Source organism: Actinoallomurus liliacearum (assembly GCF_039542035.1).
GTDB lineage: Bacteria > Actinomycetota > Actinomycetes > Streptosporangiales > Streptosporangiaceae > Actinoallomurus > Actinoallomurus liliacearum.
Genome location: NZ_BAABHJ010000040.1, coordinates 870,981 through 885,391, shown reverse-complemented (window position 1 = coordinate 885,391; position 14,411 = coordinate 870,981). Strand labels below are relative to the sequence as shown.

The window sequence follows — 14,411 nt, the reverse complement described above, 5'->3', positions numbered from 1 at the left end:
TCCCCGGAAGAGAGGGTGAGCGCGGCGCATGTCGCCATCGACCCGCCGCCGTGTCGCCTGGCTGCTGGCGGCCTTCCTGTCGCTGCTCATCGCCGTGCTGCTGAGCCTGGCGGTGGGCAGTCGGCAGATCGGCCCCGGAGAGGTGTTCCAGGCCCTGCTGCACGGCGGGACCAGTGACAACGCGCAGGTGGTGCGGTCGCTGCGGGTGCCCCGCACCGTCATCGGCGTGCTGGTCGGCGTCGCGCTCGCGCTGGCCGGGACCGTGATGCAGGGCGTGACCCGCAACCCGATCGCCGAACCGGGCGTCCTCGGCGTCAGCCAGGGCGCGTCGGTCGGCGTGGTGTGCGCGATCGCCTTCTTCGGCGTGCACACGCTCGTGGGCTATGTCTGGTTCGCGTTCGCGGGTGCGGCGCTGGCGGCGGTCGGCGTGTACGCCGTCGCCAGCGGCGGGTACCGCGGCGCCTCGCCGGTCAAGCTCGCCCTGGCCGGCGCCGCGATGAACGCGTTCCTCGCCTCCGTCGTCGCCGGGGTCGTCACCACGAACGCCCGCGCCCTGGACGAGTTCCGCTTCTGGCAGGTCGGCTCGATCAGCGGACGCGGCAGCGAGATCATCGGCCAGGTGGGGCCGTTCCTGCTGGCCGGTCTGGTGCTGGTCGCGGCGATGTCCCGCGGGCTGGACGCCCTGGCCCTCGGCGACGACGCCGCCATGGGTCTGGGCCACAACGTCGCCCTGCTGCGCGCGCTCGGCGCGCTCGGGGCGACCGTGCTCACCGGGGCGTCGGTGGCCGCCGTCGGTCCCATCGCCTTCACCGGCCTGGCCGTACCGCACATCGCGCGCGCCCTGGTCGGCACCGCGCACCGCTGGGTGCTACCGCTGGCCGCGCTGCTCGGCCCCGTGATGCTCCTCGTCTCCGACGTGCTCGGCCGGATCATCTTCCCGCCCTCGGAGGTGCCGGTGGCCGTCATGACCGCGCTGCTCGGCGTGCCGTTCCTCATCGCGCTCGTACGCCGCAAGACGGTGGTGGCCTCATGAGAGGGCGCGTGAGCAGTCCTGTGTCGAGCCGTCCGAGGGCCGTACGGCCGCCCGGTCATGTCGTGCTGCGGCTCGGGCGCGGCAGCCTCCTGGTGCACCGCCGGGCCCTCGTGGTCGTGGTGACGCTCGCCGTGCTGCTGGCCTCGGTCGTGGTCGCCTCCCTGTGCGTCGGCCAGTCCTTCGTCTCCCCGGTGGAGGTGTGCCGGGTCCTGCTCGGCCGGCCCAGTCCCGACGAACTCGTCGTCGGCACCCTGCGCCTGCCACGCCTCGTCGTGGGCCTGCTCGCCGGGGCCGCCTTCGGCGTGGCGGGCGCCCTGATCCAGACCGTCGCCCGCAATCCGCTGGCCAGCCCCGACGTCATCGGCGTGACGCACGGCGCGGGCGCGGCGACGGTCGCCGCGATGAGCTTCGGCGTCGCCTCGTACGACGCCCTGCCGTACATCTCCGTCGGCGGCGGCCTCGCGGCGACGCTGCTGGTGTACGTCTTCGCGTGGCGGCGCGGGCTGAGCGCCTCGCGTTTCGTGCTGGTCGGCATCGGCATCTCGGTGGCCCTGGGCTCTCTCACGCAGGTGTTCCTCACCAAGGGCGACTACCTCGTCGCGCAGCAGGCCAAGGTCTGGCTGACCGGCTCCCTCAACGGGCGCGGGTACGACCACGCGGCGCCGCTCGCCCTCGTCATGCTGGTGGCCCTGCCGGCGGCGCTGTGGGCGGCCCGCGTTCAGCGCAGCGCGCTCTTCGACGACGACACGGCCACCGCCCTGGGCGTACCGCTGGACCGGATCCGGCTCGGCCTGGCCGTGCTCGGGGTCGTCCTGGCGTCGATGGCGACCGGCGCCGCCGGGCCCATCGACTTCGTCGCCCTGCTGGCACCGCAGATCGCCCGCCGGCTCACCCGTACGGTCCAGATCCCCCTGCTGTCCTCCGCGCTGGCCGGCGCCCTGGTCGTCGTCGTGGCGGACCTGCTGGCCCGCCGCCTGTTCGCCCCGATCGAGCTGCCGGTCGGCGTCCTCACCGCCGTGGTGGGCGCCCCGTACCTGATGTGGCTCATCGTCCGTACCCGCAGCCGTTCCGGAGGCACCACGTCATGAGTCGTACTGGTACCAGCCGCCTCACGGCGCAGGACCTGACCCTCGCGTACGAGGACCGGATCGTCGTCGACGGACTGGACCTGGAGATCCCCGACGGGCAGGTCACCGTCATCGTCGGCCCCAACGCCTGCGGCAAGTCCACCCTGCTGCGGGCCCTCGGCCGGCTCCTCAAGCCACGCCGCGGGACGGTGCTGCTGGACGGCGCCGAACTCGCCCGCGTCTCCCGCAAACAGATCGCGCGGACCGTGGGCGTCCTCCCTCAGTCGCCCACTCCCCCGGACGGGATCACCGTCGCCGACCTGGTGGCACGCGGTCGGCAACCGCACCAGAAGTGGTGGCAGCAGTGGTCGGAGGACGACGAGCGGGCCACCGCGGAGGCCCTGACACGCACCGCGACCGCCGACCTCGCCGAGCGGCCGGTGGAGGAGCTGTCGGGCGGCCAGCGCCAGCGGGCGTGGATCGCGATGGCCCTGGCCCAGGACACCGACCTGCTGCTCCTCGACGAGCCCACGACGTATCTGGACATCGCTCATCAGGTGGAGGTCCTGGACCTGATCCGGCAGCTCAACCATGAGCGCGGCCGCACCGTCGTCGCCGTCCTCCACGACCTCAACCAGGCCGCCCGCTACGCCGATCACATCGTCGCCATGAAGGCCGGCCGCGTCATCGCCCAGGGCCCGCCGCGTGACGTGGTCACCGCGGACCTGGTCCGGGAGGTCTTCGGCCTGACGTCCGTCGTCGTCCCGGACCCGGTCACCGGCGGCCCGCTCGTCGTACCCGGCATGGCCTGGCGGCCCGAAGCGGAGGACGACCGCGCCCGGTAGCCACGGCGCGCGCCGAAGGTCAGAACGCCTCGTCGAGGCTGACCGTCCCTTCGACGGCGACCTGGTAGGCCGACACCCGGCGCTCGAAGAAGTTGGACAGCTCCTGGACGTCCTGCAGCTCCATGAACGGGAACGGGTTCGCGGTGCCGTACCGGATCGGCATGCCGAGGCGGGCGAGGCGCTGGTCGGCGACGTTCTCCAGGTAGGCGCGCATGTCGGTGGCGGTCATGCCGGGCAGGCCGTCGCCGCACAGGTCATGGGCGAAGGCCAGTTCGGCGGCGACGGCCTCCTCCAGCATCGTCGTCACCTGCCCGGTCAGCTCCTCGTCGAACAGCTCGGGCTCCTCGGCGCGTACGGTGTCGACGACGCTGAAGGCGAACTCCATGTGCATCGACTCGTCGCGGAACACCCAGTTCGTGCCCGAGGCGAGGCCGTTGAGCAGGCCGCGGTCGCGCAGCCAGTAGACGTAGGCGAAGGCACCGTAGAAGAACAGCCCCTCGATGCACGCGGCGAAGCAGATGAGGTTGAGCAGGAACGCCCGCCGGTCCTCCCGGCCGCGCAGCCGGTCCATCGCGCCGAGGGAGTCGATCCAGCGGAAGCAGAACTCCGCCTTGTCGCGGATCGACGGGATGTTCTCCACGGCGGCGAACGCCTTGACCCGCTCGTCGTGGTCGGGGAGGTAGGTGTCGAGCAGGGTCAGGTAGAACTGCACGTGCACGGCCTCTTCGTACAGTTGCCGTGACAGGTACAGGCGGGCCTCGGGCGCGTTCAGGTGCGTGTAGAGGTTGAGCACCAGGTTGTTGGCCACGATCGTGTCGCCGGTGGCGAAGAACGCGACCAGCCGGTTGACCAGGTGCAGCTCCTCCGGGGTGAGCCGGGCCAGGTCGGCGAGGTCGGAGTGCAGGTCGACCTCCTCGACGGTCCAGGTATTGCGGATCGCGGCACGGAACCGGTCGTAGAAGGCCGGGTAGCGCATCGGCCGCAGGGTCAGATCCATACCGGGGTCGAGCAGACTCATGAGCCCTCCTTCGTCGGGGGAGCGATCAGGGACGCTATGCTCACGGTTCGCTCGCTACGCTCGCTCACTGGCATGCCTCGCAGGTCTCGGGGTTCTCCAGGGAGCACATGAGCGCCTCCTCCTGGACGGGGGCGACGGTCGTCTGCGCGATCCGGGTGGCCGGCCGCGACCGCAGGTAGTACGTGGTCTTGAGGCCAGACCGCCACGCGTAGGCGTACATCGACGACAGCTTCCCGATCGTGGGAGTGGCCATGAACAGGTTCAGCGACTGGGACTGGTCGATGTAGGGCGTCCGCGCCGCGGCCAGGTCGATCAGCGCCTTCTGCGGGAGCTCCCAGGCGGTGCGGTACAGCCGCCGCAGCTCTTCGGGAAGCTCCTCGATCTCCTGCACCGATCCGTCGGCGCGTTTGATCGCGTCACGGACCCGCTGCGTCCACAGCCCTCGTGCCTTGAGGTCCGCCACCAGGTAGGTGTTGATCTGCAGGAACTCCCCCGACAGGGTCTCACGCTTGAAGACGTTGGACACCTGCGGCTCGATGCACTCGTAGCAGCCGGCGATGGAGGCGATGGTCGCGGTCGGTGCGATCGCCACCAGCAGTGAGTTGCGCAGCCCGACCGCGCCGATCCGGGCCCGCAGCGCCTCCCACTCGTCGGCGTGCACCCGCTCGGCGTCCGGCCAGTGATCCGGGTGCAGGACGCCGCGGGCGGCGCGGGTCTGGTCGTAGGAGGGGTGCGGGCCGTACGTCGCGGCGAGCGCCGCCGACTCCCCGTACGCCGCGAGCGCGATCTCTTCGGCGATGCGGGTGGACAGCGCGAGCGCCTCGGGCGAGTCGAAGGGCAGCCGCAGCCGGAAGAACACGTCCGCCAGGCCCATCACGCCGAGCCCGATGGGCCGCCAGCGACGGTTCGCCCGCGCCGCCTCCGGCGTCGGGTAGAAGCCGCGGTCGATCGTACGGTCCAGGAACCGCACCGCCGTACGCGCGGTCGCCCGCAGCCCCGCCCAGTCGACCCCGTCGTCGGTCACGTGGGCGGCGAGGTTGATCGAACCGAGGTTGCACACCGCGGTCTCGGTGTCGTCGGTGACCTCGAGAATCTCGGTGCACAGGTTGGAAAGGTGGACGACGTTGCCGGGCTCGGCGGTCTGGTTGCAGGCGCGGTTCGCGGCGTCCTTGAACGTCATCCAGCCGTTGCCGGTCTGGGCGAGGGTGCGCATCATCGCCCCGTACAGCTGCCGCGCCGGGACCTGCCGGACGAACCGGCCCTCGGCCTCGGCCGCGCGGTACGCCCGGTCGAAGTCCTCGCCCCACAGGTCCACCAGCTCCGGCACCTGCTTGGGGTCGAACAGCGACCAGGTCGCATCCGCCTCGACCCGGCGCATGAACTCGTCCGGCACCCAGTTGGCCAAGTTGAGGTTGTGCGTGCGCCGCGCGTCCTCCCCGGTGTTGTCCCGCAGCTCGAGGAACTCCTCCACGTCGGCGTGCCAGGGCTCGAGGTAGACGCACGCGGCGCCCTTGCGCCGGCCGCCCTGGTTGACCGCCGCGACGCTCGAGTCCAGCGTCCGCAGCCACGGCACGATCCCGTTGGAGTGCCCGTTCGTGCCCCGGATCAGCGAGCCCCGGCTCCGCACCCGGCTCCAGGAGATCCCGATACCGCCCGCGTACTTGCTCAGCCGCGCCACCTGGCCGTACCGCTCGTAGATCGCCTCGAGCTCGTCGCGCGGGGAGTCCAGCAGGAAGCACGAGGACAGTTGCGGGCGGGCGGCGCCGGAGTTGAACAGCGTCGGCGAGCTCGGCAGGTACGCCAGCCGCGACATCAGCCCGTAGAGCTCCGTCGCCTCGGCCACGCTGTCGGCCAGCCCGCAGGCCACCCGCAGGAAGAAGTGCTGCGGGCGCTCCAGCACCTGTCGCGTCGTCGGGTGCCGCAGCAGGTAGCGGTCGTAGACGGTGCGCAGCCCGAAGTAGGTGAACCGGTCGTCGGCGCCGTGGTCGACCAGCGCGTCCAGCGCCGCCGCGTTGCGGGCGACGAACCCGGCGGTCCGTTCGTTGAGCAGGCCCTGCTCGTAGGCGGCCGCGACGGACTCGGCGAAGGTCACCGGTCCGGTCTCGTTCGCGATGGACCGGGCCAGCAGCCGGGCGGCCACCGTCGAGTAGACCGGGTCGGTGACGACCAGCGCGGCGGCCCGCCGTACGGCCTCGGCCAGGTCACCGGCTCCGGCCATGAGCAGCGGATCGGCGTCCGGCAGCCCGGCGCAGACGCTCTCGATGTCGGCCGCGAGCGTGGCCTCGGGAGTGGTGATGGGCGTCGGGGACGCGATGAGCTGTTGTGTCACGTGCTCTCTCCTCGCGAGCTTCACCCTCGCGGAAAAGAGGCGCACGGACGACAGGCTCCGCCGCCGGCCCTCCCGCGAGGCCTGGACGACCGCGCGCTCTCACGCACGGGTCGCCGGCAGGTCTTCGGACTCGCGGGCACCACGCCCGTCCATCGGGCGTGTCCTACAGGCCGTCGCTTCCCAGGCCCGATCGAGCCCAGTGCCGTTGACGGCGGTCGTTCCCACTCACCGCTGCGGGGCAGTCCCGGACTCTCACCGGGTTCCCTTGAACACCCGCCACAGGAGGCGCAGGCGAACCAGCAACACGAGAACCATACATGTAGTGGTGGATGTGGCGCACCACCCCTAGATATTGGGCGCGTCAGGTAACGAACACGAGAACGCGGGCACGTACGACGTCCGCCGCGCTGGGCGCGGTGACCTGGGACCTTCGCCCCTATCGTCCGAAAAACGGATGGTGTCGGATGAGGACCATGAGGACGCTGGGACGACACGGGCGCACCACCACTCGCATGTCTCCGCGTGATCGGGCTTTGTGAGCAGGGAGACCTGCTGGGAACTTCGCCGAGTGGAAGGAGACGCCCCCGTGGCGAACGAACACGGTGAGAACCAGGACCGGATCGTGGTCGGCGTTGACGGATCCGAGCCGTCGCGGGCGGCCCTGCGCTGGGCCCTGCGGCAGGCGCGACTGACCGGGGCGGCGGTGGATGCGGTGATCGGCTGGGAGGTCCCGACGAGCTTCGGCTGGGACATGGCCGTCGTGGGAGCGGACGACATCAAGGCCGCCGCCGCCAAGGCACTCGAGGCGGCGATCGAGCAGGAGGCCGGGCAGCGACCCGAGGTGCCCGTCAACGCACGCGTCATGGAAGGGAACGCCGCCCGGGTGCTCCTGGACGCGGCCGAGGGCGCCGACCTCATCGTGGTCGGCAACCGGGGACACGGTGGTTTCACGGGCGCGCTCCTCGGCTCGGTGAGCCAGCACTGCGTGCACCACGCAAAGTGTCCCGTCGTCGTCATTCGCGGAGAACACCGCTCGTGACGGGCGCCGAGCGCGGGTTTGCCGGCGGGGTCCCGGGACCTCCAGGTTCGTGGGCTCCGCCGATTCGGACAGGACCATCTGGACTATCGATGTGGGTGATGGCATGACTGGTGAGGTAGCCGACGGCTCTGCTCAGGCCGGGGCCACGGGGTCGGGTCCGATCAGTGGCGCGCCGACGCCGGTCTCCCTCGACGAGGCCGAGTGTCTGCGGTTGATCTCGCCCGGCGGTGTCGGGCGGCTGGGTTACAACGGTCGGTACGGTCCCACGATCCTTCCGGTCAACTACGCGCTGTACGAGGACACGATCGTGTTCCGGACCGCCCAGGACAGCCCGACCGATGAGGACCTCCGCACCGGGATCGCGAACGCCGAGTACAAGGTCGCGTTCGAGATCGACGAACTCGACCCTGCGGCGCGCGAAGGATGGAGCGTCCTCATCCAGGGTTCCCTGCACCATGTGGAGTCCGAGGACGAACGCGCGTCGGTCCGCGAAGCGGGCGTCGAACCATGGGCGGGAGGTCCGAGGGAACTGTTCCTGCGGATCCGGCCCAGCCGCGTCACGGGCCGCCGTATCAGCAGGGACGCGCCGACCGGCGACGCCCGATGACCTGAGACGTCCGCGCGACCGGCCGGTCGGCATCTCCACTGCCGACCGGCCGGTCTTCGGCATGCCCAAGACCGGCCTTGCAGCCCCTCCGCCGCGAAGGACGAAGGTCCCGCCGCCCATGTGCTTTCGCCTCTGCGGCCGCCCCTGGCGCGTGGCGTTGAGTAAGGGCAGCCGGAAGTTCTCCGGTACGCCGAAGGAGTGAGCCCCCATGGCCGTCACCGACCGCAAGCCCGACACCCGCCACCCCGTCCCCCCGGCAGACCACCCGCCCCGCCCCACCTCCCCGGTCGCCCCGTACGTCTGGGCCATTGCCCGGCTGTCGCTCGGATTCGTGTTCCTGTGGGCGTTCCTCGACAAGCTCTTCGGGCTCGGTCACGAGACCGCCGCCAAGCAGGCGTGGATCCACGGCGGGCACCCGACGCTGGGCTTCCTGAAGTTCTCCGCGGCCGGCCCCTTCAAGGGCTTCTACCACGGCATCGCCGGAGCGGCGTGGGCCGACTGGCTGTTCATGCTGGGCCTCGCCGGCATCGGCGCGGCGCTGATGCTGGGCATCGGCATGCGTGTCGCCGCCGCGGCGGGCACGCTGATGCTGGTGATGATGTGGAGCGTCGTCCTGCCCCCGGCGAGCAACGTCTTCATGGACGACCACCTCATCTACGCGCTGCTCATCATCGGCCTCGCCCTGGTCCACGCCGGCGACACCCTCGGCCTGGGCGGCCCGTGGAGCAGGACCCGGCTGGTCCGCCGCCTCCCCGTCCTGAGGTGACAGTCACCGGCACGGACAGCGCGGGCACACGGCCCGCGCTGTCCTCTTCTCCGAAGACACACCATCTAAGAACCACCGCCGTCCACGGCGAGGCAGTCATTGGCAGATTCCTATGAGTTGGTTATTGGCAGTGGCCCATTTCGACATGTCGCGGTTGTAATCACTGGCATCCGCATTGTCGCCGGCCTGTTCTCGTTCCAGGTCATCGGCGATTGCGTGACTGGCGTCAGCGAGATTCTGGATCACCGATCTGACGTTAGGGTCGGCGGCCTTCGGTGCCGCCGCACCCATGTCATCGCCCAACTGCCGGTAGCCCGGAGCGAGATTAGAATCAGTCCTCGTTCTGACCGTCTGGTTGTGACGGTCCCAGGCGGTCCTGACTTCTGCGCATCCGGCGGGCATCCCCGACGTGCCGGAGTGGTGGATGAATTTCGGCACGAAGATGATTCCGAGAATAAGGAGCGCGATGACGCCCCCGGCGTAGCGGAGAGGGTCGGGATTTTTCCTCGGGGGCGCTTTTTTCGGCGCCGGGCTCGGCCGGGCCGGGGACTTGCTGACATCGTGGTCGGTCCCGGAGGCGGTGGGCAGGACCTTCGTCGCGGTGGGTGCCGTGAGTCGCTTGGTCGCGGGCGTGGTGGTGGCCTCGCCGGCGTGGGGGGTGTCGAGGAGACGGCGGGCCTCGGCGATGTCGGGGCGCGCGTGGGGATCCTTGTCCAGCAGTCGCGTGATGAGTGTGGTGAGCGGCCCGGCGTGGGCGAGGGGCGGGGGGTCGCGCAGGAGGACGGCGGTGATGGTGGCGGTGGGGGTGTCGCGGCGGAACGCGGAGGCGCCCTCCACGGCGTGGTAGAGCGTGGCGCCGAGGGAGAACAGGTCGCCGGCGGGGCCGTCGGCCTTGCCGTCGAGGCGTTCGGGCGCGATGTACTCCACGGAGCCCACAATGGTGCCGGAGGCGGTCAGGCCGGTGTCGGCGTGGTGCTCGGCGATGCCGAAGTCGGTGAGCAGCACACGGCCGTCGTCGGCGAGCAGGACGTTGGCGGGCTTCACGTCGCGGTGGGTGATCCCGGCGTCGTGGGCGGCGGCCAGGGCGTTCAGCAGTGCGGCGGCGATCCCCGCGGTGTCGTTGACGGGCAGCCGTCCCCGCTTGGCGATGCGCTGTTCCAGTGAGTGGCCGCGCACCAGGTCCATGACGATCCAGGGCGCGTCATCGACGGTAAGGGCGTCGTGCACGGCGACGATGTTGGGGTGCCCGCGCAGTCTCGCGGCGTTGCGGGCCTCACGTTTGGCGCGCGTCAGCCGCTCCCCGTGCTCGGCGGACGACGTGGCCGGCGGCAGCCACACCTCCTTGACGGCGACGTCGACGCGCAGCTCCTCGTCGCGCGCCTGCCATACCCGGCCGAATCCCCCAGCGCCTATCTCCCGGACCAGCCGGTACCGGCCGCCCAGAAGGTAGTCAGCATCCACCGTCCGCGCCCCTCCGCCAGAAGAACATCCGTGTTCACGTAACCGACCAGATCCTTTCAGGAAGCGGCCTTTCCGGGAAGGAACTCGGTCCCATGGACGTCACGGAACCCCGTCCGCCGCAAGAGCCGAGCAATCAGGCTTATCGAAGGAGTCGCTGCGCCCTCACTGTCGCGGCCACCGGCCTGCGGCTGACGCGCGTAGGGAGCGGGAACTCACGTTCCCGCTCCCTACGACGCTGTATGCCTGGCCTGCCCCCTTCAGGATGTGTCAGGTGAAGTTGACGCCGTTCATGGTGGGCTGGAGCGTGCCCAGGGTGAGGCTGTCGCAGATCGGCGGCTGGTAGCCGTCGTCGAGGCCGTGGTAGGTGAGCGGGATCCAGGTGCTGTGCCAGGCGACGCCGAGGCCGTCGGTGACGCCGCCGGGGCAGCCCTTGGTGGTGTGCCACTTGGTTCCGGCGAAGGCCGAACGACCGGGCCGCAGCGTGATGGTCGTGCCGGCACCGGGGTAGCTCACCTGGGACGCGGGAATGGCGGTGTAGTTGTTTCGCCCGCCCTTCCCGAGCGGTGTCCAGCCGGCCGGCAGGTAGCAGGTTTCGCTCGACCGGTTGGTAATGGTCAGCGTGGCGATCGCCTTTTCCGCTTCCGTTTCCGCTCCCAGTCCATTAAGGCCGGGATCTTGAAGCTGCAGATCGGCTTCAAGCTCGGATCCCATGCAGCTCGGCGTGTCACCCTGATCGGTGCGCGCCGCCGCCGTCTTCCCGTCGTGGGTGCCATTGGCGGCCGACGCCGTCGCCGACGAACTCGGTGCCGGCTGCGCCGATGAACCTGACGACGTCGACACGTTGCCGTCGATGTTGCAGCCGGTGAGGGCGAGAGCGGCCATTCCGACACCAAAAGCCAGAGCGGCAGTGGTACGCAGGTTCTTGAACTGCATGGGTAAAACCTCTCCGGTTGCTTACTGACTCGACTAATAACTTCGATGTCCGGCAATGCCGTGGAGGTTCAGAGGAAGATCCGGATTTCCCGTTTTTCCGCCGTGACGGATGTCACGCGAACCTGGGAGACCGGCGAAGCATCTAGCTAGAAAAACCGCCCCGGCTCGCACAAATGACGCACTGCCGCCTGTTAAGACGTACGTCTCGCGCATCCTGACCAAACGCGGCCTGCGCGACCGTGTGCAGGTGGTGGTCTTCGCCTACCAGAACGGCCTGGTCAGCGGGTACTGACCGGCGTTATCCCCCGAGCGAGCTACCCAGGTTGTCCACGTCGGCGCGATGATTCCCCGGCCCTGCCGTCCGTAGCGTTTCCGGCAGTTCGGCCTGCATCCGAGGCCGCGACCTAACGGAGGCCATCGTGAGGAAACGCGCCGATTCGACGGCGGAGCAGGAACGGATCGAGCAGCAGCCCGAGGAGAAGCCCCAGTGGGGGCCGCGACCGGCGTGGGTGCGCCTGGTCGTACTGCTGGTGCTGAGCGTGGTGGCCGACGGCGTCATAGGCTCGATCTACTCAGGCGTACAGAGCAACGCCGTCGCGCTCCTGATCGTGGGAGTTCTGGTCGGGCCGCTCCTCGCGTGGCTCGTGCTGCTGGGGTACGCCAAGATGGTGCGCGTCCTCGAACGCCGCAAGGCGGGCGAGGTGGGCCGGCCCGGCGCGGTCGCCGAGGTACGCCGCGGGACGCTGCTCGGAATCGGGCTGTTCGCGATCACCATCGCGATCATCGCCGTCTTCGGCGGGTACGGCATCCACGGCTGGGGCAACCTCGCCGCTGCCATCGGTGCGTTCGGTATGACGTGCGCGGTGGCCGTCGCCGAGGAGGTGATGTTCCGCGGCGTGCTGTTCCGCATCGTGGAGGAGAAGACCGGCACGTGGGGCGCGATGGCGGTCTCCGCGATCCTCTTCGGGGCGTTGCATCTGATCAACTCCGGCGCCACGCTCTACGGCGCGGTCTCCATCGCCATCGAGGGCGGGCTGATGCTCGCCGCGGCCTACACCGTTGCGCGTACGCTGTGGTTGCCGATCGGGCTGCACCTGGGCTGGAACTTCGCCGAGGGCGGCATCTTCGGGACCAACGTCTCCGGCTCGTCCGACCACACGCTGGGTCTTTTCAAGGGCACGGTGTCCGGCTCGTCGGTGCTGAGCGGCGGGAGCTTCGGCCCCGAGGCGAGCATCATCGCACTCCTGGTCTGTGGGACCACGACGGTCCTGCTCCTGGGCCAGGCCCGGCGCTACGGCCACATTCGCCGGCGCAAGGCGTCCGCCGCACCGACCCCGGCCTGAGAAATCTTTGAGATTCCGTTGTTAGTTGTCGATGTCCCCTGCGGCGACGCCCTTCAGGGCTGGAAGTGGGCAGATGACACCGGCACCTTCAAGATCGGCCAGGGCGCCGTCGGGGCTGAGCTCACGCCCGATGCCAGTTAGCTCCTGCGATTATGCGCGGGAGTTCCTCCCGCGATTTGTCCCTCGATCGAGCTATCCGAAATGTCTCCCACGAGGTGAAGCGCGGTATCCGTTCCGCCTCATAGCTTTGGTTCATCGGCCGACGCGTCGGCCGTCCCGTACATCCCATTCGTGGCAGACACCTGTTTGAAAGGCGTGACTTGACGATGAAAGAAGTTTTTCCACCCAGCAACTCCCATGCGAGGAGCGGCGTCGCGGTGGCAATGCTGGCCGGAATCGGGGTGCTGGCGAGCATGATGACGTCGTGTTCGTCCGACTCGGATTCCAATTCGGGTAAGCCGGCTGCTCAGGCGACGCTTTCGGCCTCGACCACCTCGAACAAGAGCGCGATCGCGTGGGGAGCCTGTCCTCAGCTCGTGAAAGGAGCGAAGAGGGATCCGCGGGAAAAGTGCGGGACGGTAAAGGTGCCGTTGGACTATCGGCACCCGGGAGGTAAGAGCATCTCGATCGCAATGTCCCGGATCGCCACGGCTAAGCCCGGCAAGCGGCGGGGTGCGCTGCTACTCAATCCGGGTGGACCGGCCCTGGAGGGCCTGGACATGCCCGGGCAGATGGCGCCGACCCTGCCGGCGTCCGTGCTCGACCGGTACGACCTGATCGGATTCGATCCGCGCGGGGTCGGGCACAGCGCGCCGATCAGCTGCCACCTGAGCGACCCCAACCTGGCGGACCTGTTCCCCTACCCCGCCGCCGACGGCTCGATCACGGCCAACGTCGCCCAAGCCCGTAAGACCGCACGGCAGTGCGCCTCGTCGGTCGGGGACGACCTGCGGTTCTTCAACACGCCGGATACCGCGCGGGACCTGGACCGGGTCCGCCAAGCCCTGGGGGAGAAGAAGATCTCCTACTGGGGCCAGTCCTACGGCACGTACCTCGGCGCGGTGTATCGCGCGCTCTTCCCCGGCAGCACCGACCGGATGATCCTCGAAGGCAACGTCGACCCGAACCTCGTCTGGCAGCAGCAGGCCGCCACCTGGAACAAGGGCATGGCCGACCGGTTCCCCGACGCCGCCCGCATCGCGGCCGCGCACAACGACAGCCTTGGGCTCGGCGCTGACATCCCCACGGTGACCAAGAACTACCTGGCCCTGGCCGACCGCCTCGACCGTACGCCCGCCCCGCTGCCGGGCACGAGCATGTCCTTGAACGGGCTGACTCTCCGGCAGGTCACCTATTCACTGTTGCTGCACAACGAGACGCTTCCGCTGCTGACCCGGCTCTGGAAGGCCGCGGCCGACCTGGCCGACGGGAAGCTGTCGGACCAGGACAAGGCCGTGCTGGGGCAGGTGTCGACCGCCAACCCGCCCGAGCCCGGCGTGCCCGCGGACAACCAGACCACCATGTTCCTGGCCCTCACCTGCGGAGACGCCGCATGGTCACACGACATGAACAAGTACGCCGCCGACACCGCCGCGGACCGCAAGGCGTGGCCGCTGACCGACGGCATGCCGAAGAACATCTGGCCGTGCGCGTTCTGGCCGGCTCCGAACGAGGCGCCCGTGAAGGTCACGTCGCAAGGTCCCCGCGACGTCCTGATCCTGCAGAACCGCCGCGACAACGCCACCCCGTGGGAAACCGGTCTCGGCCTGCGCCGGACGCTGGGCTCCCGTGCGAGCTTCGTCGGTGTCGACAACGGCGGCCACTACGTCTACCACGCGGGCTCGACGTGCGCCGACGCCGCCACCGTCGCGTTCCTCGCCGACGGGAAGCTCCCGGCCAGGGACCTCCACTGCACCGCCAAGCCGCTGAGCTAGGCGAACCTCGACCAGGTGCGTACCACGGGCGAGACA

At 69.7% G+C, this 14,411-nt stretch carries 12 protein-coding genes, 1 pseudogene and 1 riboswitch; of the genes and pseudogenes, 9 read left to right on the top strand and 4 right to left on the bottom strand.

All coding sequences use genetic code 11. The features are described 5' to 3' along the window. Nucleotides 1-28 precede the first annotated feature (28 nt). The 3 genes from ABD978_RS42965 to ABD978_RS42955 are packed head-to-tail and all read left to right on the top strand — an operon-like array spanning nucleotide 29 to nucleotide 2,945. Nucleotides 29-1,033: a FecCD family ABC transporter permease gene (locus ABD978_RS42965; RefSeq protein WP_345367346.1), complete on the top strand. Its 1,005-nt coding sequence runs from the start codon at nucleotides 29-31 to the stop codon at nucleotides 1,031-1,033. A gap of 8 nt (nucleotides 1,034-1,041) precedes the next feature. Next, nucleotides 1,042-2,121, top strand: a complete 1,080-nt coding sequence (locus ABD978_RS42960; RefSeq protein WP_345367344.1) for a FecCD family ABC transporter permease — start codon at nucleotides 1,042-1,044, stop codon at nucleotides 2,119-2,121. Further along, nucleotides 2,118-2,945: an ABC transporter ATP-binding protein gene (locus ABD978_RS42955; protein WP_345367342.1), complete on the top strand. Its 828-nt coding sequence runs from the start codon at nucleotides 2,118-2,120 to the stop codon at nucleotides 2,943-2,945. Before ABD978_RS42960 ends, ABD978_RS42955 begins: the two co-directional genes overlap by 4 nt. Before the next feature lie 19 nt (nucleotides 2,946-2,964). Here ABD978_RS42955 and ABD978_RS42950 read toward each other — a convergent pair whose 3' ends face one another. Continuing rightward, entirely contained in the window at nucleotides 2,965-3,963 is a 999-nt protein-coding gene (locus ABD978_RS42950) for a ribonucleotide-diphosphate reductase subunit beta (RefSeq protein WP_345367340.1), read from the bottom strand. A 64-nt stretch (nucleotides 3,964-4,027) separates the two neighbouring features. Then, nucleotides 4,028-6,292, bottom strand: coding sequence for a ribonucleoside-diphosphate reductase subunit alpha (locus ABD978_RS42945; protein ID WP_345367338.1), 2,265 nt, complete (start codon nucleotides 6,290-6,292; stop codon nucleotides 4,028-4,030). Nucleotides 6,293-6,390: 98 nt separating this feature from the next. Next, a riboswitch (cobalamin riboswitch) is annotated at nucleotides 6,391-6,608 on the bottom strand. 270 nt (nucleotides 6,609-6,878) lie between these two features. On the opposite strand from ABD978_RS42945, the gene ABD978_RS42940 reads away from it, so the two are divergent. The 3 genes from ABD978_RS42940 (at nucleotide 6,879) to ABD978_RS42930 (ending at nucleotide 8,704) form a co-directional block, all read left to right on the top strand. Continuing rightward, nucleotides 6,879-7,331 carry a universal stress protein gene (locus ABD978_RS42940; RefSeq protein WP_345367336.1) on the top strand — a complete coding sequence of 151 codons (453 nt, stop codon included), beginning with the start codon at nucleotides 6,879-6,881 and terminating at the stop codon, nucleotides 7,329-7,331. Between the two features lie 103 nt (nucleotides 7,332-7,434). Beyond that, nucleotides 7,435-7,938: a pyridoxamine 5'-phosphate oxidase family protein gene (locus tag ABD978_RS42935; protein ID WP_345367334.1), complete on the top strand. Its 504-nt coding sequence runs from the start codon at nucleotides 7,435-7,437 to the stop codon at nucleotides 7,936-7,938. A gap of 208 nt (nucleotides 7,939-8,146) precedes the next feature. Continuing rightward, entirely contained in the window at nucleotides 8,147-8,704 is a 558-nt protein-coding gene (locus ABD978_RS42930; protein WP_345367332.1) for a hypothetical protein, read from the top strand. Between the two features lie 96 nt (nucleotides 8,705-8,800). Here the strand turns inward: ABD978_RS42930 and ABD978_RS42925 are convergent, their stop codons facing one another. Next, nucleotides 8,801-10,165, bottom strand: coding sequence for a serine/threonine-protein kinase (locus ABD978_RS42925; RefSeq protein WP_345367330.1), 1,365 nt, complete (start codon nucleotides 10,163-10,165; stop codon nucleotides 8,801-8,803). Between the two features lie 267 nt (nucleotides 10,166-10,432). Then, on the bottom strand, nucleotides 10,433-11,098 hold the full coding sequence (locus ABD978_RS42920) for a DUF4232 domain-containing protein (RefSeq protein ID WP_345367328.1): 666 nt from the start codon (nucleotides 11,096-11,098) through the stop codon (nucleotides 10,433-10,435). 190 nt (nucleotides 11,099-11,288) lie between these two features. On the opposite strand from ABD978_RS42920, the pseudogene ABD978_RS42915 reads away from it, so the two are divergent. From ABD978_RS42915 to ABD978_RS42905, 3 genes and pseudogenes are all read left to right on the top strand, one after another. After that, a pseudogene (locus ABD978_RS42915) lies at nucleotides 11,289-11,390 on the top strand (DNA-binding response regulator); the annotation flags it as partial. 127 nt (nucleotides 11,391-11,517) lie between these two features. Then, the gene (locus tag ABD978_RS42910; RefSeq protein WP_345367326.1) at nucleotides 11,518-12,441 is read left to right on the top strand and encodes a CPBP family intramembrane glutamic endopeptidase; all 924 of its coding nucleotides are present in this window, start codon (nucleotides 11,518-11,520) and stop codon (nucleotides 12,439-12,441) included. Nucleotides 12,442-13,073: 632 nt separating this feature from the next. Beyond that, a complete protein-coding gene (locus ABD978_RS42905) occupies nucleotides 13,074-14,375 on the top strand; it encodes an alpha/beta hydrolase (RefSeq protein ID WP_345367324.1) in 1,302 nt (433 codons plus the stop codon). The last annotated feature ends 36 nt before the right edge of the window (nucleotides 14,376-14,411 follow it).

What these genes read in the sequence shown, in the direction of transcription:
- ABD978_RS42930 (WP_345367332.1), top strand. Translation starts at nt 8,147, where the DNA reads ATGGCCGTCACCGACCGCAAGCCCGACACCCGCCACCCCGTCCCCCCG.
- ABD978_RS42965 (WP_345367346.1), top strand. Translation starts at nt 29, where the DNA reads ATGTCGCCATCGACCCGCCGCCGTGTCGCCTGGCTGCTGGCGGCCTTC.
- ABD978_RS42920 (WP_345367328.1), bottom strand. Translation starts at nt 11,098, where the DNA reads ATGCAGTTCAAGAACCTGCGTACCACTGCCGCTCTGGCTTTTGGTGTC.
- ABD978_RS42935 (WP_345367334.1), top strand. Translation starts at nt 7,435, where the DNA reads ATGACTGGTGAGGTAGCCGACGGCTCTGCTCAGGCCGGGGCCACGGGG.
- ABD978_RS42950 (WP_345367340.1), bottom strand. Translation starts at nt 3,963, where the DNA reads ATGAGTCTGCTCGACCCCGGTATGGATCTGACCCTGCGGCCGATGCGC.
- ABD978_RS42955 (WP_345367342.1), top strand. Translation starts at nt 2,118, where the DNA reads ATGAGTCGTACTGGTACCAGCCGCCTCACGGCGCAGGACCTGACCCTC.
- ABD978_RS42905 (WP_345367324.1), top strand. Translation starts at nt 13,074, where the DNA reads ATGTCCCGGATCGCCACGGCTAAGCCCGGCAAGCGGCGGGGTGCGCTG.